This is a genomic window from Luteirhabdus pelagi (assembly GCF_016827595.1).
Taxonomy (GTDB): domain Bacteria; phylum Bacteroidota; class Bacteroidia; order Flavobacteriales; family Flavobacteriaceae; genus Luteirhabdus; species Luteirhabdus pelagi.
The window spans coordinates 1-19806 of record NZ_JAECMS010000006.1; the positions used below are offsets into that span (position 1 = coordinate 1).

General features: G+C 33.7%; 15 protein-coding genes. 12 read left to right on the forward strand and 3 right to left on the reverse strand.

The features are described from left to right. Positions 1-101: 101 nt before the first annotated feature. From I4Q58_RS13975 to I4Q58_RS14030, 12 genes are all read left to right on the forward strand, one after another. The gene (locus I4Q58_RS13975; protein WP_203296524.1) at positions 102-488 is read left to right on the forward strand and encodes a hypothetical protein; all 387 of its coding nucleotides are present in this window, start codon (positions 102-104) and stop codon (positions 486-488) included. Between the two features lie 150 nt (positions 489-638). Then, complete coding sequence (locus I4Q58_RS13980) at positions 639-1055, forward strand: hypothetical protein (RefSeq protein WP_203296525.1); 417 nt, start codon at positions 639-641, stop codon at positions 1053-1055. A gap of 2 nt (positions 1056-1057) precedes the next feature. Then, complete coding sequence (locus I4Q58_RS13985) at positions 1058-1459, forward strand: hypothetical protein (RefSeq protein WP_203296526.1); 402 nt, start codon at positions 1058-1060, stop codon at positions 1457-1459. Between the two features lie 147 nt (positions 1460-1606). Further along, positions 1607-1759, forward strand: a complete 153-nt coding sequence (locus tag I4Q58_RS13990; RefSeq protein ID WP_203296527.1) for a hypothetical protein — start codon at positions 1607-1609, stop codon at positions 1757-1759. Beyond that, positions 1760-2131: a hypothetical protein gene (locus I4Q58_RS13995; protein ID WP_203296528.1), complete on the forward strand. Its 372-nt coding sequence runs from the start codon at positions 1760-1762 to the stop codon at positions 2129-2131. Positions 2132-2286: 155 nt separating this feature from the next. Further along, positions 2287-3018, forward strand: a complete 732-nt coding sequence (locus tag I4Q58_RS14000; RefSeq protein ID WP_203296529.1) for a YqjF family protein — start codon at positions 2287-2289, stop codon at positions 3016-3018. 227 nt (positions 3019-3245) lie between these two features. After that, positions 3246-3956: a hypothetical protein gene (locus I4Q58_RS14005; protein ID WP_203296530.1), complete on the forward strand. Its 711-nt coding sequence runs from the start codon at positions 3246-3248 to the stop codon at positions 3954-3956. A gap of 152 nt (positions 3957-4108) precedes the next feature. Continuing rightward, on the forward strand, positions 4109-5545 hold the full coding sequence (locus tag I4Q58_RS14010) for an AAA family ATPase (protein ID WP_203296531.1): 1437 nt from the start codon (positions 4109-4111) through the stop codon (positions 5543-5545). Next, on the forward strand, positions 5545-6381 hold the full coding sequence (locus I4Q58_RS14015; protein ID WP_203296532.1) for an HNH endonuclease: 837 nt from the start codon (positions 5545-5547) through the stop codon (positions 6379-6381). Before I4Q58_RS14010 ends, I4Q58_RS14015 begins: the two co-directional genes overlap by 1 nt. A 148-nt stretch (positions 6382-6529) precedes the next feature. Beyond that, the gene (locus I4Q58_RS14020) at positions 6530-7390 is read left to right on the forward strand and encodes an FRG domain-containing protein (protein WP_203296533.1); all 861 of its coding nucleotides are present in this window, start codon (positions 6530-6532) and stop codon (positions 7388-7390) included. A 149-nt stretch (positions 7391-7539) separates the two neighbouring features. After that, a complete protein-coding gene (locus tag I4Q58_RS14025) occupies positions 7540-9264 on the forward strand; it encodes a hypothetical protein (protein ID WP_203296534.1) in 1725 nt (574 codons plus the stop codon). A gap of 668 nt (positions 9265-9932) precedes the next feature. Further along, positions 9933-11174, forward strand: coding sequence for a hypothetical protein (locus I4Q58_RS14030; RefSeq protein WP_203296535.1), 1242 nt, complete (start codon positions 9933-9935; stop codon positions 11172-11174). 39 nt (positions 11175-11213) lie between these two features. Here I4Q58_RS14030 and I4Q58_RS14035 read toward each other — a convergent pair whose 3' ends face one another. From I4Q58_RS14035 to I4Q58_RS14045, 3 genes are all read right to left on the reverse strand, one after another. Next, a complete protein-coding gene (locus I4Q58_RS14035) occupies positions 11214-12179 on the reverse strand; it encodes an IS110 family RNA-guided transposase (protein ID WP_203296536.1) in 966 nt (321 codons plus the stop codon). A 374-nt stretch (positions 12180-12553) separates the two neighbouring features. Next, complete coding sequence (locus I4Q58_RS14040; protein WP_203296537.1) at positions 12554-13465, reverse strand: hypothetical protein; 912 nt, start codon at positions 13463-13465, stop codon at positions 12554-12556. Between the two features lie 120 nt (positions 13466-13585). Further along, positions 13586-19804, reverse strand: a complete 6219-nt coding sequence (locus tag I4Q58_RS14045; RefSeq protein ID WP_203296538.1) for an Ig-like domain-containing protein — start codon at positions 19802-19804, stop codon at positions 13586-13588. Positions 19805-19806 lie beyond the last annotated feature (2 nt).

Sequence of the window (19806 nt, forward strand, 5' to 3'; positions counted from 1 at the left end):
ATTAAGGGTCCGTATTGTGGTAATTGAATTTTAACTAAATTTATCCAACGGGCAACGACATGTTATACAAATCCGTTGGCAACAATGTCGGAAAATCGATAATGAGAACAAAACTGAACATAGAAATCATAATTTTGATTGGAATTTTAATTCAAGCCTGTGACCCGACTTATCCTGTTTCAATAAAAAATGACAGCGAAACTGGAATCATTGTTGACGCAAAACTGACTAACAATTTTTATCCAGGATTGACTACAACATATATTACGGATGAAAATGATCGACTTCAGTTTAAAGTGGAGTCTGGACAGGAATTTCAATGCGGAATGACAATTGGCGGATTAAAAGATGATTTACCATTTTCGGATTTAAAAATCTTTACGCAGAAAGACACCATAATTGCTAAAAACAGAAATGAAGTGCTAAATTTATTTGACAGAAATTGGATTGGAAATTTAAAAACACCTTATACTCTGACAGTTGAATAAAACACAGTTGCCAACAATGTATAACAGCAATTGCGGCAGTTGGTTACCTGAATGAAAAATATGTCTGAAAACAACTAACTTGTCCAACTAATAAAAAACCTAGCCGAAATCACCGCAACTGACGGTTATACGGTACCGTTGCCCACAATTATGAGAACAATGCTAACCGAGAATGATATTGTCGAAAAATTAGCTGATTATCTAAAAACTAACGGTTATGTAATTGAACAAAAACTAACTACAAATCAAACTGGAATTGATCTGATAGCGGAAAATAATTCTGAAAAACTATATATTGAGGCTAAAGGGGAAACCAGCTCATTAAAGACATCAAATAGATATGGCAAACCGTTCAACCGAAATCAAGTAAAATCTCATATTGGTGTAGCTTTATTAGCCACAATGAGAGTGATTACATCAAAACCAGCAGGAAATAGAACTAAAGTCGGAATTGCCTTACCAGATAATGAAGAACAACGAAGAGTGATAAGTCAAATAATCGATGCATTAAAACAATTAGAAATAAAAATTTATTGGGTTACCAATGATACAATTACAATAGAATAAATATGATAGTAGAATATCTTGGAAAAATATTATTAGTTGAGTCAGTAAAAGAATCGGTTAAAGCAGTATCAAAGGAAATAGTTAAAGGCAAAATTAACCAAGCTCGGCGCGAACGAATCTCATCAGCTCTAATTGCAATTCAACAAGCATCAATTGAAACGAGAAAATTTATTGATAATAAGGGTTATCGAAGAAACACGGATTTATCAAAATTGTGGAATGATGCACTCAAAAAATCGCTTGATGCTGACTTAAAAGACTTGCCTCGATATTTACATAACAAAGCAAAATTTTGGGGTAAGCCAGAGGATTGGCGGAAAGAAAAAGCATCAATGGAATTAGTGCCCAAACTTTCATATCTGAATGACCAATGTGATATGCTATTAATCGAATTGGAAAAATAACTGTGGGCAACAATGTATATAGCCCATAGCTGGGATACTTGCTTAACTAAACTTGAATTCCTACAGAACAAATCCAAAACTAAACTGAATAATCCGTAACTTGAAACACGCTACGGGCCATATACGTTACCGTTGTGCACAATTAATATGAATAAAATTTCTGCTGAAATAAAAGAGCTTGAAGCAAAAAATGATTTGAATGAGTTAGGAAGCTATTTGACTAGATTAGCTAAAACTGATAAAAATCCAATTAGATATGAGAGCGAGTTTAAAAAGCATCTTTATTCAAACGATTGGTAATTGAGAAAAACCGCAATTTTTTGTCTATTATTTTCGCTTAAAATTGACAAACCGGAATACAGAAAAAAAGCAATCGATTTTATCAACGATTCGGATGAGGATGAGGAAGTAAAAAGATGGGCGATTTCTGGGCTTGGTCAAACCTATCAGAATAGCAAAGATCAAGAGTTAACAAAATTACTATTTAAAAAGTTTAATGATCTCAATGAGGATGAAAGCCTAATGAATGGAATTCTCAGTGCAATTTTAATGATAAATGGAATTGATAATCGACAACAATTATTGAGAACAAATAAGATAAATTGTTCAGCAAGTTTATTAATGGAATCATTTGAAAAGGAATTTGAATTAATAAAACAACGAGTGAATTAACTGTGCACAACACCGTATAACGCTCATAGCGTTGAGTTGGTTAAGTTTATTTAAATTCCTACGAAAAACTAGCTCTCCTGCCCTAACTGAAAAATACGTAAATTGAAAGCCAACGCTACGAGAAGCGTTATACAAGACCGTAGCCAATTTTGACAATGAAAATCAGGAAAATACTTGATACAACTTCTCATAGACCATGGGAATTACCTGATGGGGATTGGAAATTCTATCAAGAATGGAATCAAGCAATATTTCTACATTGGAAAGTTGATTTGGATAAGTTAAATCAATTTGTTCCCCGGGAGTTGGAAATTGATCTATTCCGTGGGGAACCTTGGGTCTCGGTCGTCGCATTCACTATGGAGAATATCCGGCCCAGAAGATTGCCCGCCTTTTATCCCATATCAAACTTCGAGGAAATAAATATTCGGACTTACGTTAAGTCGAATGGAAAAACGGGTGTTTACTTTCTGAGCATTGAGGGAGGGAAAAGAGTTTCCTGTAAAATTGCAAAGAGTATTTCGGAGCTACCGTATAGATTTTCAAGAATGAAGAGAAATGAGGGAAGTTATTACTCAAGCAACAAGGAGTATGGTGATGGATTAGGTTTAGAATTTGAATTGGGACCAGATTTAGATGCAAAAACTGAACTCGATAAATGGCTGACTGAGAGATACGCACTCTTTCAAGACTCCGGAGAATCAATTAATGAATTTGAAATCCACCACCTTGAATGGCCGATTAAAACTATTGAATTGAAAAAAATGGAGATAAGCTATCCTAGGTTTGATCAATTGATTCAAGGAAAACCTCAATTGACTCATTATTCTGATGGAGTCCAGGTTATAGCATGGAATATGAAAAAAACTGGCTGCAACAACGTATAATGTGTATTTGGCGCATTTGATTATGCTTGTGAAAATTCCGACAACCGTTCAAACAGCTTATCTGAAAATTCCGTAAATTGATCAAGCGCCAAATGCGGGGCGTTATACAAGACTGTTGGCGGTAATTTGAAATGAGTAAATGTCTTAACATAAGAAGATTTAGTAGAAATGTCTTTGAATTTTTATCAGAGACTTTTTCTTATGGACTTACATTTTCCGAATTAGGTATGACTGACCATTTAGTACTGAACATTGCACGTTACAGGAGAGTAACAGGAGATAATACTGTAGATATCTTCAAATTACCTTGGACAATAGAATCAGTATACGGTAATGATTTGGATTTATTCATCGAGAAATCAAACGGAACATTCGATTGGTATTCGTTACAAGCCAAAATAATGGGAACTAACGGAGCTTTTAAAGATATCAAGAACCCAACAGGTGGAAATTTAGCTCAATGGAATAAATTAAAAGTGCACGAAAGACTATTTGGAAGCAAAACATTCTATCTACTCTATTGTGGAAATCCGCAATTAAATAGAATAACTCAGAGCCCAACAAGAAGTGATTGCATAGGAATTCCAAACGTAGAAGAATACGGATTGACTATTGTGGAAACTGATATCATCAAAAACTTAAGAGAAAGAATTTTAAGTCCTTATGGACAGTTATTCTTTAATAATGTATTTCCGAACGACACAGATTCTATTCGAAAATTATTTTGCTGTTTAGGAAAGACAGTAAAATCAAAAAAACAATTTAAGTTCAATGAAATAAATACAAAAAATTATCAAAGAATATATTGGGAAGACCAGCAGGAATCGAGTGATAATCAGAAAAACCTGGAAAGTGAAGATTTTATTGAAACATCTGAAAATGGAGAATCAAAATATAGGATAATAATAAAAACTACCGCAAACAATGGTTATAAGTAATTGCTTGTCCTCGCCTACTTCTAAAAATCCGCGAGGATTTTCAGTTTGGTACGTACTTGCAAAGTTTAGTGCTAAACAACGCAACTACTCATAGCCGATACCGTTACCCAACATATCAAGAATCATAACAGATCAATAAAAGAAAAAGCAAAATGATTTTTTATTCTAGTATAATTAACGCACGAAAACATCGAGCTAAAATAAATTATTTTGTATTTACGAAAGATAGTTGGAATGATTACTGGGATTTTAAAACTTTATACTACTTAGAATATATTGATAACAATGGTGATAAATTCAATATAGGCAGCGTGAAAATACTTGATAAAAATCAAGGAATAACAGAGTTGCCTGAATTTTTTGAAGAACTTGAAGATAATTTCGCATCCTTAGGCCAAGAACTAAATTATTATCAGACTTTAAAAAAGTATTTTCCTGAATATTTCGAAGACATACTTTCGGCATTAAATGATTTGGCTTTTAATCCACCAATATTAGAAGATTTTGAAGATGAAAGAGGTTTAGGAGTTTCATTGACAAGGAATAGTGAAGCTGCAAAAAATCTAAAACAAGCACAAAAAATAATAAATGGAATAGATTATAAGTCTAACTTTAATTTTTCTTACAGTTGCTTATTAGTCGGAGCAGATAGAGAACATAATATAAATTTTAATTTTGATATCGAAAGTACTCTGCCAAATAGAATTATTTCAATAATCGGTAAAAATGGTACAGGAAAAACACAATATCTTGCTAAATTCGCTCTAGATTTAAGTGGCCAACAAAAATATTTAAAACAAGCAGGAAGTTTTGAGCCTCATAGACCACTTTTTAGCAAAATTATTGCCGTTTCTTATAGTGCATTTGATAAATTTACTAGACCAGCAAAAAATAAATCTTTTAGCTATAAATATTTAGGTTTAAAAGACCAAAAAGGTTTTATCAATCAAAAGAGACTCGCCGAAAACTATCAGGAGGCCATTGAACTAATTGAAAAAAGAAATAGAGAAGATGATTGGTACAATATATTAGAGCATATAATCCCTAAGGAGATTTTAGATGTGTTTTATAACGAATTATTTATTCAGCACGATTACAACTTAATTATTCAAGAAGGAAAAGCTTTATTAAGTTCAGGTCAAAGTATTATTATTTATGTTATCACTGGGATAATTGCGAACATTAATAATGAATCATTAGTTATTTTTGATGAACCTGAAATGCATCTTCATCCAAATGCAATAGCTAATTTAATTAGACTATTACACGCTCTACTTGACAAGTATAATTCATTCGCCATTTTAGCTACTCATTCACCAATAATAATTCAAGAAGTACCTTCAAAATTTGTTAGAATTTTAGAACGAGAAGGAAATATAACAACAACTCGTACCTTAGATATAGAAAGTTTTGGTGAAAATCTAACTACTATAACCACTGATGTATTTGACACAAATGAGATTAACGGAACATATAAACAATTTTTTAAGTCAATTTCAAAAATTTATACTTATGAAGAAGCACTAGATTTGTTTGAACACAAACTAAGTCTAAACGCTAAAATATTTCTAAATAGCTTTTATAAGTAATGCAAAACCTCACACATCTTGATATAGATTACTTTGATTGGTATAAAGAAATCATTAAATCAAAAAAAGAAAATGAATTTTTCATTAAGCAAGATTCTTTAGACTCAATCGAAAACAGATATAAAGAATATATGGAAAATTTTGATAGTTCAAACCTAATATTGATTAAGGATTCTATTTATTCAAAAAACCATCCTGAGCTTACAAGTTGTTATAAAAGTAAAACAAAAAAAGTATCAGAACTTATAACTAAAATTAAGGATGCTCAAACTACTGAAACCAAATCAAAATGTCAATATTGCGGAATAAACAGACCGAAAACTATGGATCACTATTTACCTATTTCATTATATCCAGAGTACGCAGTTCTAGCAATAAACTTATTGCCCTGCTGTAATGATTGTAATAAAAAAAAAGATAATTATTGGAAAGAAGAAGGTTTTCGTGGAATACTTAATTTTTATATAGATAATATACCAGATGAACAATTTCTTGTAGGTAATATTATAATTCAAAACAATTTACCCAGTTTCATCGTTAATTTTGACTTTTCAATGATTGATAAAGACTTTTCAAACATAGTTACGGCTCATTATAAACGACTTGAATTATTTGAAAGATATAGCCAAGAATCCGCTGATGAGATATCTGAAATCTCAAGACAATTAAGTATCTATTCTAGTGATAAAACAGTAGATGAAATAAGTAAATTATTAAAAACCGATGCAAATGATTTACAAATCAAGTATGGCAAAAATTATTGGAAAGCTATTTTGAGAGCAGCTTTATCAGCTTCAATCGTATATTTAAACAATTACAAAAAATACGTTGAGTAACACCGTATATAATTTATTCCTAGTTCTAGCCTATTTACTAAGTCCTCGCGGACTTTCTTGGTCGATAATTATTTACTAATTTAGTTGCTTAAACAAACAACAAACCATATACAAAACCATTAGTCTGCATTTAAATAAAAACGGCAGAATGAATGAAACGAACCCACTAGAATGGATGGTAAACTTGAAAAACTACAATCCTGATATTTTATTTCGAGGACAGAGGAAAGTTTACCCAACAATTAATCCTTCATTATTTAGGGAATCAGCGGACAAAATAGATGCAGTTCGACTACTCACTAAAAGGTTATCTAAGTATTCAACAGGAATTACAGGTTATAAAATAAGCAATAGAATACACGAGATTGGAATACTACAACATTATTTAGAAATTTCGCAAATGATTGATTTAACTGGCACACCAGAAGTAGCTATTTTTTTCGCTTTATTAAATTCAAAAAAAGAAGAAGAACAAGTAATTTATGCGTTCGAAAAATCGAGATTGATAAATAGTCACCTTTCAGTTCTTGAACTAGATTTAATCCTAAAACCTTTAGCAAACAATGGACTAAACTGTAGATGGTGGAGGCAAGATGGATACGGTGTATATAAAAACGAACTTTCTAACTTTAACATTCTGGATTACCCACACCAAGAATTTAGATTTAACAAAACTTCAATTGAAGAAAATATAGCTGCGAAAATAGGAGATTTGATGTCTGTCCAAGAAGATGAAATAGCAAATAGTGTTTACGCATTTCTTCATTTAATAACAGAAAAATACGAGCTCAATAAAGCATTATCGAAAGAATTGAACAACTTGCCAGTTAAAAATCCAAAAGTCACTTTAGTCGAAGAAATATATAACCTAAGAGAAAGATATAAAGAGAAGGGTTTGGATGTAACCCAGTTTGACAAATTTATAAATGCAGTAAATCAAAATTATTGGAATACCTCTTGGGACGCAGGATTAGATAAATTAAAAAATGAGATTAAAAACGTAGACTAACAATGTATAACCGTAATTGCGGTAGTTGGGTTAGCCATATGAAACTTCCTACGAAAATCACTAATTTGTCCAACTGACAAAAAACATAAGCCGAAAACACCGCAAAAGCGGTTATACGGTAACGTTGGGCATAATACATCAGAAAATTAATGGATAATCGAATTCCAAAAATCATTAAGGATTACCAAAAATCAAATACAAAAAATTCTGAAATAAATAATTTGTCATTTAATGATTGGCTAATTCAAAATAATGACTTCCAAGATGACTGGGTAATTATTTGTCAAACGAAAAAGCTTGAGTTTGAAGATTACTTTACTATAAGCTGCTTAATTCAGGCTGATGATGATTCGCTAAAAAATTTCCTATCTGATTCTCATTGGTTTATAAATACTGAATTTGGAATTCCTGAAAAATACCTAGAAGCTAATGAAGAAATTGATTACAATCAAATAATCAAAGCAGAACTGAACGGAGTCTTATACTATCCATTTACATTTAGAAGGCATTTCAATAACTATATCCAAGATAAGTTTCAAGTAATAGAACATTTTTTACTTTATTATAATTGCTTTTGGGTTCAAAAGGAAATGGTTTATAAAGCTTTTTACAGAAATGGAGAGTTAAAAACGATTGTAAAATGCTTAATTAATGAAAATGAAGAAACCTATTTAATCGATGCTCACGTTCTGAAGGATTACCTCTCAGTAAGAAAAGTATATCTTGCACGTTTTCATGACCATAGAAAAAGATCTAAGGTAGATATAACCGATTTTCTCAATAGCAATTTTCAAACATATGAACTTAAAAATGATAATTCCTTCTTTGACCTAGATATAAGAACAGACATTCAATATGATAAAATAAAAAGTATGTCAAGACTTTTGGGGAAAGATATTATTAAACCCTATGAAAATCCTGAGTCCTATTCTTGGTCACTACAAAATGAAGAAAATGAATATTTAGATTTTATTATTGGCAGAAATGAAAATGGTAAAGAAATAAAACAATCTTGCGATCCCGATGGTTTGAGTAGTTATTTTGTGGATAAAGGGACAACTCATTTTCTTACTCCAATTTATTTTAAAAGAGAATTACTCCAAAAATATTATGCTGAACCAAGAAAATATAATATTTCAGAACATTCTATTGAATATTTGAACTTTTGGCGCATTGAGATTGATATAACTAAGGAAAAATTAGTTCAAGTGTACCTGGGGGATATTGGAAGAAATCTACCATTTTCCGAGCAATTGCATTGGAGACAATTTAATGTAACGCCAAAAGGTAAGATTTCAAATCATAGATATAAAAGAGACTTCCTTGTAGAATTTGCTTCACCAGAAATAGAAGAAGCTCCAATAACATATTTCAAACAAGAATACAAAGAACTAAATGCTCAATTCAAATTATTACATGGTAGTTATTTATTTAAAGAATTAGCAAAAGATGATTACCATTTATTTTCAACATTACATATTCCAGTAACAAATGAATGGAAAGAGCTTGATGAACAGATTTTAGGATTAGCAAAGATTAGTACTGATTCATTTAATCTTAAAATTCTTTCAAGTATAATTGGAAAAAAAATTGGAGATAAAGGTAAAAATGGAAAATCAATTAAGGGATCACTTGCTTTATTTTATGAATATCTTTCTAGCTTAACAAATGTAGAGGAGTTAGAAGTGATAATCACTCCTTTTAACATGCTTCAAGCTTTCAGGTCATCTAGTGTAGCACATAGAAAAAGTAAAGCCCTAGAGAAAACTTTGAAGAGATACAATCTAGAAGGTTTAAGCAATGAAAAAAAGTTTGAAACTATATTAATGGAATTAATTAATTCTTTTAAAGTAATAAAAGAGAGATTAGAATAGATGTGCTATACCCAACAATGTAAAACAATACATTAGTGTCATATTGGTTGATTGTCTGAAAAATGTTACAATGAAATCACCCTTCTATCTTAACTGAATAATTTGTAAATTGAAAAACGGCACAATGCACGTTATACAAATCCGTTGTGTGTAATGTTTGTAGACCTAGATAACTTTATTGATTATTGAGGAAAAAGTATAATATTGAAAATGATACTAATAAAATTAACTTGATATTAATAGAATTGTTCTTTCCGGAAAAATAGTTTTGGCAACCGTATTTAGGATTTTAAGAGCTCTTTCCATTTTGCTGTTCCCATTTTTTAATTGGTAGTGATGATAATAAAACTTTGATTCTTGGATTTTCTTATTTGGGATTATTGATCGTTTCAGTTTTTATCATTTATCTGATTATAAAAAAAGGAACTGTAATCAAAATGATTTGGACTGATTGTGAATATATCGGATTTTATATTCGATTCACTAAAAACACTATATACAACAACGTATAACGGCACATAGCGCTGGTGAATTCAATGCTATTGAATTCACCCAGAAACAACTCCTTTCCTTCTCTAACTGAAAATTACGTAAATTGTCAGTCGCGCAACTCGCGTTATACAAATCCGTTAGGCTATATTGAACAGCATCACTAACTCAAAGTCACAATGGAAGAAGAACAAAATTTAGGAAAAGGTAATGAAGATGCGATAGAACCCAGTTCCGTCAATCAAAAGATAGATATATTAGAAAATCAAATACATCTAATCAACTCTAAATTGCATGAACCTGATAAAAAATCGTGGTTTAGCAAAAATGCCTCTCTTCTATTAAGCGTCATAGCATTAATTATATCAGTTGGATTTAGTATTTATGGGATTCAAAAAGAAATCCAAAAGGAAACGGAGGAAGAAGAAAAGTTGCAAAATTTGTCAAAAGCTCAAAAAGCGAGTAAAATAGAAGAGTTAACTATTAAACTTACCGATTTAGCAGAAAAGAATACAAAGTTGGCATCTGAGAATCCTAATGTAAATGTGAATATCCTTTCAGTGCTACTTAACTACCAAAGGCTCATTTATATAAATGAGATTATAGAATTAGAAGAACAAATAGATGAGGATTTTCCGCCAGATATTTATGCCTTGATTGCCAACGAATTAAAAGTAGATGGTCAATTTGAAAAAGCTCTTAGGTTCTATAGAAAAGAACTGGAGAGTGCTAAATCCGCAAATTCAAAAGTTGTCGCCTACAGGGATTTAGGTCAAATTTTTAGGATTAGAGAAACTCCAATATTCAATTCAGACTCTTCGTCATTTTACAGAAAACTTAGCATTCAATATTCCGATAGTATATACGGAGACCAGAGGGCAATATTTAAGGGATATTCATACCAACTTTGGGCTGCTGACGAACTTTATTTTGATAATTCTAAATTAGGTTTTCAATTAATTGACAGCGCTCGACAGGAATATATGAAATTACCAGATAATAATAATGCTAAAAACTACAACCTGAGAATGCTAAGTCAAATGTTAGAGTATGAGGAAAGAAAAGAATTGTTTAAAGTGCTCTTCAAATTGACTGGTGAATGGAGGAGTGCAAAAAATTCTGGAATTGATTCCAAATTGCATTTTTTTCAAAATGGCAGCTCTTGGGTATGCAATATGGAAATCTATGAGAATAGCATCATTACTTTTAACTTAGTGGGATCAATGATATCTATCTCAGATAATCATATTACTTTCTCTCTTCAAGGAATGAAAAAAATGAATTTGAACGAATATAATGATAGAAAAGGAGCCAGTTCAACTTTGAGACTAACTAAGTATAAGGACAGAGATGATTTATTAACAGCAACATTTAATGAATTAAATGAGGAAACTAAATCATTTATTATAGTTAAAGATTAACATGACCTAACAAAGAACTGAGTTAAAAAAAAAGTCTTTTTAGGCTAATTTTGATCTATAGTCCTCATCGTATGGTCTTCCAGATTTTGCAATTGCAAAAGCCTGTTTTAAGAGCTTGTTTGCAACAGCGATCAGTGCTAGTTTTTTACTCTTTCCTTTGGCTACAATCCGCTGGTAGATTTCTCTACAAGCCTTGTTGTATTTTGAGGCTGAGAACGCACATAAGAACAGTAAATTCCTAAGCTTTTTATTCCCCACTTTGCTGATCCTGCTCCTACCTCTCACACTACTCCCAGATTCTCGTATTGTGGGTGTGATCCCCACATAACTGCACAACTGTCCGGCACGTTCAAACTTCGAAAAACCTTCTGTGGATACAATCAAAAACCACGCTGTCTTCTCTCCCATACCAGGAATACTTTTGAGAAGCGTAAGCTGTTCCTGCTGGTCTCCCTTGACGAGTTCGAGCAAACGACCTTCTATAGCCTTTATCTCTTTTTTAAGGTGCTTCAGGTCTCTTTTCAATGAACGGTAGACAAATGGTGAAGGGATCCCTAAAGTCTCTTCACCGTGCATCTTATTCTTTGTCGCAGTGCTCTTTTTTAGATAGCTATCCAGTAATCTGAAAAGCTGGAGGCATTCTGCCTGAACATCTGTAACCGCACTGTACAAGGGAACTTCATTCAATTGCGCATATTCACATATTGCTTTTGAATCGCTTTTATCCGTTTTCACCTTCGCTAATTTCATCTGTATAAAGCGCTTCACAGACAATGGATTTACAACAGAAACAGCAACCCCGTTCTTGTCTAAAAACTGAGCCAGACGATAGTGATAATACCCCGTAGCCTCCATCACCACAAGTACGTTTTCAGGCAACGCTTTCGCGAAAGCTTTAAAGCCAGTCTCCCTATTTTTAAACTGGAAATGACCTCGGTTGCTCCCATAAGCATCAAACACATCTTTACTGATGTCTACACCATAAATTTCATTATATTTAGTCATAAGAACTGATTTAGGAAAGAACAGGCTACCACGTGATACAACAACTTAAAATCGAGATCTAGGTCTCAAAGAACTGAACGTATTCTAGGTAGTAAAAGAGAGAGGATTATCATTGTTGTCGAAGTCTAAAGCTTCACCGTATATACTAACCTTAATTCTCTCTTTTGTTCTTTCTGATTAGAATACTAATTTAACTAGATTTCAAACTTAAGACGTATATAGCCCATAGCTGGGTTGGTAACTAAAGTGAAGGCTTCGGCGCATTTACGATTACTCCCAAATTTTTAAATTTGGCTCGTTAGTAAACCGAAATAATAAGAAAATTTAAAAATTCGGCGCACAGCTCAACCGAAAAGCACATACTTAAAATCAACCTAAAGTCCGAATGATTGTAATCCAGCACTAGATGAAATAAATATCAAAACCCAAATAATTAGCCCAAACATTGATTTCACAATACTAGAACTACTTGTACGATCAAATTTTTCCAACCAAGTTTCGTTTTCTTCTTTGAAAAGCTGGACTTCCGATATCCCTACAAAAATCCTATAGATTCCCATTCCTAGAATTAGGAAACCTGAAATAAATAAAAATGGGCTTTTTGAATTAATTAAAAAACTAAAGGAGAGCATTACCGCAACAAAAATTATACTCCCAATGAGTTGAGCATAAAGCCTTCTGAAAATTGGAAGAAAAAATTCTTGAAATGATTTCTCTTCCTCTTTAAAAATATCGGCTATCATTCTTCTATCATAAATGGAAATCCAAACTTGGCGCCCTAAATCAAAACAAAATATACCGGATACAGGCAAAAGAGCAACCAAAAAATTATAAGAATATGAATTGTTTTGCAAATCGAATGATCCAACTAAAATTGAGGTAATTAAACCTACGAAGATTCCCCAAAAAAGGCTGAAAATCCCCGTCTTTTTATAACCATATTTATAACTTATTTCTGCTGATCTAAAAAAATAAATGCCCAATAGAATATAAATATGCTTCCAGTGATTATTTATCACTAACTGGAAATCAAAAATTTCACCAAGTACATTCAGTAGATTGTTTAAAATGGGATCTAACCACCCCAATGTTACTTCTACGATTCGCTTGTAATAACTTAATATTATTTCAAAGACTTTAGCGAATCCAAAAGAAAAACCCGTTTTTAAAAGTGAAAGAACAGATAATAAACCCAACAATCTTCCTAATTTCGCATACACTCTTTCTGGCCAGAGCAAATCAATTATTACTTTACAAAAAGCCGATTCTGATTTTTTATTCGCCATTGGTATTTTAACATACAAGCCTTATTGGTTTCTTCCCAAAGTCTTATAATAAAGATGATGAGCGGATATATGCTGTAATAAAATTATACACAGTTAGATCCCTATCACCATAGAAAAAATCTAACCTTGAGGTATCGTCAAAATATTTTCTTCCGTACTGAGCATCCCAGAGGTATTTTCAGCAATTGCTTTGAAATGATGATAAATCTCCTGTCCATCTTGATTTTCAATTATTAAGGTACCTGATCCTAAATCAGTTTCCATAAGATCTACTTCAATATTTTCATCATTAGAATTAATTTGATAAATCTTATACCAATTACCTTGGGAATTCATTTTATATAGGTGATAAGTTCCATTATATAGCGTCTTATTCCATATCAATGAAACATTTGTGAGTTCTGAAGGATCTGCAGAAGCTGTATAGTTGTATCCTAATATGGGAGAAATAGGATTTTGATTTTCAACTATGACACTAGCCACGATTTTGGATGCAAGGGAGGGGGCATATTCAACGATAATATTTCCATCCTTATCAGCATATTCAACTTCCCGGTATACAACAACCCGATAAAATAGAGGATCCCCAAATGGAATTTCATCCAAATCACTGAAATCATCAGTAATTGTCCATATCGGTTCTTCAATCATACTGGCAGTTACCAAATCCGTTTCACTAACCCTCTCCATGGAATGAATGGAAGAAGCCAAAACACGAGTAGTACTTCGGTAAACGGCTATTTTCTTAATATTCTGTACGGTAGGATAAGCATTTATCTCCAAATTGACTTTGGGTTCAATACCTAAGATCTCATTCTGTAAGGCAGGAATCACCCTTTTGATCTCAGGCGCATCAGGAGCATTTGTATTAACAAGTTTCACTGGTCCTAGGAATGGGCTAAACTCGCTCATTGTCAATTTTGTTCCTAATTCTTTAACCCCATAAAAATATAGGTTGTTAGAAGTACCATCCAATTTGAAGTCTGTAAATAACGTTTCATCATGGGCATCATTAGGAGTCATTTTCTGAATCTTAGCCATCGGGCCCATCCTAAAACCATTATCATCTGAGGGAGGTTCAATTTTGGGATCGAAAGGGGGAAGTGTATGTCCGTTCTCACCCCTTATTACCTGAGGCCGGTCAGTAAGTTGATAATTCGGGCCGTTTAGAAATTCAAATAGTATTGGGACCTCTGTCAATGGCACGAAAGCGTTGTAAATAATACCTTTTACAAACCCAAGAATTTTTGGGTCTCCAACAGCTAATGAACCAGGCGGATCGGTTATTTGAGGTTGCCCTAATTCAGACAATATTTCATTTGCCCAATCGAAAAAAGCTTCTTTATCTGGATTAGGAAATTTATACCCATTAGGATCTACCCCTGGAGGAGGATATACAGTAAAGTCACCATCATTCGAAAGTTCCTCAAAATTCAAAAAATTCTGCCATCTATTTGCTAGGTATTCCTCATTATTGCCACCCAAAGCAGCCAACGCATCCCTTATTTGAAGGACGGTAGATTTCTCATACAGGGCATTTAGCAATGCTTCATCGTTGGATCTATAAAACAAAAGCCCGTGTGGTTTATGAGTATAACGAGTGGCAAATGTATAAGTAGCTTTTCCAAAATAATCGGGGCGTGTGGCATAAAGAGGTCCGACAGGCTGTTCCGGAGTTTCTGGCAATACGATCTCTTGCGCAAACATTGTAAATGGAACACTGATTTTCGAAAGATAGTTCTCATCCGTGTCTAACGCTCTTAATCCAAAAATGGAATGCCTCATTCCTTCCCCTTCATCGGGAAGTATGGTATTTTCATTTAGACTATACGTATCATTATTATAAAGATAAATTTTGTATCCTGGATAAAAATTAACACTGATTGATTGACCCGTCTCAATGGCATCATATCCAGAATCATTTGGGTCAAAGTTTGAATCTTGCGCGTAAATGACAAGATCATTGCTGTTCCCAATATTTTCAATCCTAATAACTGCAAGACTCTTTCGTTGTCTGTTAGGTATTGTTCCAGTCAATGACCCTTCCGTATAGACCCTTGCAATACCACCGTACCAATCAACTGAATTATTGTTCGCCTGATATTGGGAGTGATGATCAAGCGTTGTGTTGTCAAATTCTATTCTATACAATCCTTGAAATGTTCCATTGGGCTCATTGACTTCTGTTATACTAGCCGTATCCCAAATACCACGAGATTTTGCTAATATCCGACTTATTGAGCCATCATCCTCTTCATAATGAATAATTTCTCTCCGAACATCAGCAAAAGAATCGACTCTCACTTTGAATGATAGTGGATTTGGACTACCCCAGTTATCGGGAGTCTGCATGTTCTCAAATGCCATGAAATAACCATCTCCTTCAATTGAAGGTGAAATCAACTCATTATTGTCATTAATTGTCGGGAAATCGCCATCCGTAATGGGAAGATCGATAGTATGGCCATCTTCATCTAATAAAGTTCCCCCATTTAAAATGGAATCTGAAACCTGTTTTTTGTAGACCGTGATTTCCGGCCCTCCTGTCCCCTGTGCTACTTCATGGATAATAAACTTATTATTACTTATAACGATTACACCTCCCACAAAATTAGCACCTGAACCCGAGGGGATTTCCGGCACTATTGTTTCTCCGGTACTTGCAATGACGTAATCTCCTGTTTGAAGTATCGATAGTGCTTCGATAGATGGATGATCTGACACCGAGACAATTTTTCCCTTGATATTTAGTGGTATCTCCCCTCTAAAGAAAACCTCTACTTCTTCTGCAAATATTTCATCATCATCAGGGAAAATTGTGTTTTCTCCATTTATGATCTCTGTATCCGTGAGCGGTGAGTCTACGGGAATGCTATGTGTTTTTAATTCATGAAACGAGTGATAATCGAATATCAATCTAATGAGTGTCTTGTCGCCTGAAATGTTAGACAAACGGTTTTGCTCCTCCTGTGAAGTAAACATCAAAGGTTGTTCCTGTCTTATTAGGAATGCACTAGTATTGGAAGGTGGTCTTAATGGGTTCTTAGGCTTTAAAAGTGTATCAATCGACAAAACAGTATCGAAATTTCTAGCTCTTGAAAACCAATTTATGGCGTAAGCTGCATACGAATGAAGGCCGCTCATTGTTTGACGATGAACGAAGTATGCCTTTTGGGGTTCGGGAAGCAATATAAATCTTGTTTCGGCATAAGGCGTTCCCGAAGAAACCTCGTTTAAATATTCAGGATCATTCGAAAGTTCTGGCTTGTCCCATTCACCTAACCCTATTTTATGCTCTAAACCTCCGAAAACAACATTAGTAACGGCACTAAGGTTTTTTTCTTCAGATGACGCAAAAAATGGTTCATTTAATGGCGTTTCCGGTTGTTCTTCTATATATAAACTAATATAGCGTGAAAGGCCATCGAAAGTATATCCATCTTCATCAGTAATTGGAGAAGGCTCACCGCCTCCACCCAAAAATACTCCAGGCACTAAACTATCTAAATCCAATGATGTTGGAAGTCTTCTATCGGTATTGGAAGTTGGCAAACTCATATATAGGTGATGTACATTCCGAACTCCATTACCATCCTCCAAATCGGCATCAGTGTAGTATTCAGCTATGTATAAATATCTCGGGTTCAAGTCAAATTTTTTAGTCTCCTTACCTTCAGATATTAAGCCAGTTGCATTGATATCCAAAATACCCAAGCCCAATAATCTGGCAACATGATAATCCATCGCTGCAAAATTCAGTAAATCCAGGTGGGAGACCTCCATCACATCACTGCTATCACTAGGATTGATGCCAAGCGGAATATCTTCAAGGGCTGTGGGATTATTTGCATTGTCGCTCAATTCAATATAACGATCAACCACTTGCTTAATATTCTTGTCACCTAACCCAGGGGTTGCATTCCATTTATCCTCATAATTTGAAATATTGACATAGGCATTCTCATTAAATCTCTTCCATACCCCATTTACTGTATCATTGGTAGGTTCCAATTGAGAAAAGGCTGTTTCATCATTTAATGTGAGCGCATATTCTCCCATGGAATACCAACCTGTAGTATCATTAATCTCTTTAATTACGTCTTCATAAAACTCGAACTCAAGTCGTCTGATATTAAGATTGATAAATTGCCCTCTTAACGATCTTCCATTCTCACAATAAAATTTTCTTACGGAACCAATACTTGATCCTTCTAAAGAAATACGGTTGGAAACAATTTTGTTACTGGTAATAGTGTTTTCCTCTACGGATAATGTTTCAGCCTTAAATTCAGGAATTGATGCACCTATTGAAATGGAAGAATCTGGAAATCTTACGGTAACCGCAAAAAATAATTTTTTAATGTTTTCAATTTCTATAATAGAACCTGCATATCCACCTAAAAACTGAGTAGGGTTCGTGGAAGGGTTAATAGACTGAAGAACAGTATCATATTTTGCGCTATCATAGAACCGTATATAAAACTCATCACTACCAATTCTATAAATCCATAAGTAATTATTATTATCAATAACTTCAGGCGAATCACTAAAAAAGTCAAGGGTAACAACCTTTCTTCTGTAACCGGCTCTATAGATTTTCACAAAATCATTATCCTTATTAAAATTTACCTGATTAGACGCATAATTGCCCTTTGGCAGATGTTTTTCTCCTAACGCCTTGCGAAAAGTCCATCTAAGATGTCTTCCCTTCGTACTATCCTCTCCAGTAGAACCAACGGCTTGTAGATATAGGTGAGGGGATTGTAGTTCTGTCTTATCATTTATTATGATGGTTTCGGTGACTTGTGTGAACTCTACTGTAGCAGTATTCTGTGATAGCGGTGACGGTCCATTAACCGAAAAAGTCAATAATGCACTTTCCAAATTAGTCGAAGACCTCAAATCTGTTTCAAACTTTCCGTCACTTGAACTACTATTACCAGAAGGATTAATTAAAGTTCCAGCAGTTGTATAAACAGTAACTGTATAAGGTCCGCCAGTAACTAATGGCATATTATTAGTGTCCATAAGAGCAACTGTAATCACTGATTCGGAAACTCCATCGGCCTGTATTTGGGTAGGCTCTGCTGTTATGGTACTTTTATCAAGATCTAATTCCTGTGAATCACAAAAAACCTGAATTGGGTTCAAATTAAATGAAGTAAAACCGTAAACATTTGTGGCTTGTAAAAAGTCGTATGATTGAAGATCGGTTGAGGCACCCCCGGCTGCTCTAAAATATTGCGAAAATTGAAGTAAGCGTGATTCTGTAAAACAGGTCGAAATACTAGCATCCGACACCAAGATACCATGGATCAAATTTACATGGCTTATTAACTCGGTCCCATTAAAGCTAGAGACTTCCGTATATAGAAGCCCAGAGGGAATATAAACTGAGACATCCGCTCCTTCATCCAAACCATTGGATTCTATAAAATTTAGGTTCGAATCAAAAATAGCAACACCGTTTGCGTTATCTGTAGTTACATCAACATATGAGATGTGAAGCTTGTTATTTTGTACCAAAACACAACGTCTTCCAAAATCATATCTCGAATTAAATTCAATCCCATTGAATGATAAGGGTGTAGTGTTAATATCCCATTTAACCAAGTAATGTGAGGCCTGGTTGTTAACACCTATAGATCCCAAAAAACAAAAGTCATCATTATTCAGAAACCCTCCATCGATTTCAAATAAATTGTCAGCTTTTTGTGGTATTCGAATGGCACTAATTTCATTCAGGTTTTTGTCCGTAGATATTAAAACAGTACCCTGGTTCGGCCCGGTTGAATTATAATCATGACAAGTAAATACAAGGCGCTGTTCATTGGGGCTAGCATATACACCATTGGTCAACAATTGTCCATTTCCCACTCCAGGAGACTTCATTCTGAGTGATAATTGACGCTGACCATTATCATTGAAAACATGAACATAACCAAACATGCTTTTCCTAGTTAAAAGAGCATATTTATTAGTATCAAACCGCACAAGCTGTCGATATGCAAGTAAGGGCCTTCCAGCGGAGCTCTCCATCACCTCAATCCATAAAATATCGTTGGTGCTACTTGAAAGTTTAAATAAGAATGTCTCATTAGCATTGGTATAACCACAGATAACTATATTGCCATCTGAAGCTAGAACCATATCAATTAAACTGACCTTTGAATATTTTACTTTTATCGTTTTGGAATACACAACTTCACCATTCGAATCAGTTTTAACAATACAACCATTGTTGAAAGTATTGTCTTTACTCCCTATCGAGAAGTAGTGACCATTGGAAAAAATTGTTTTAAAAAACCTTCCTGATTGATATGATTTAAAAAATCCCATAG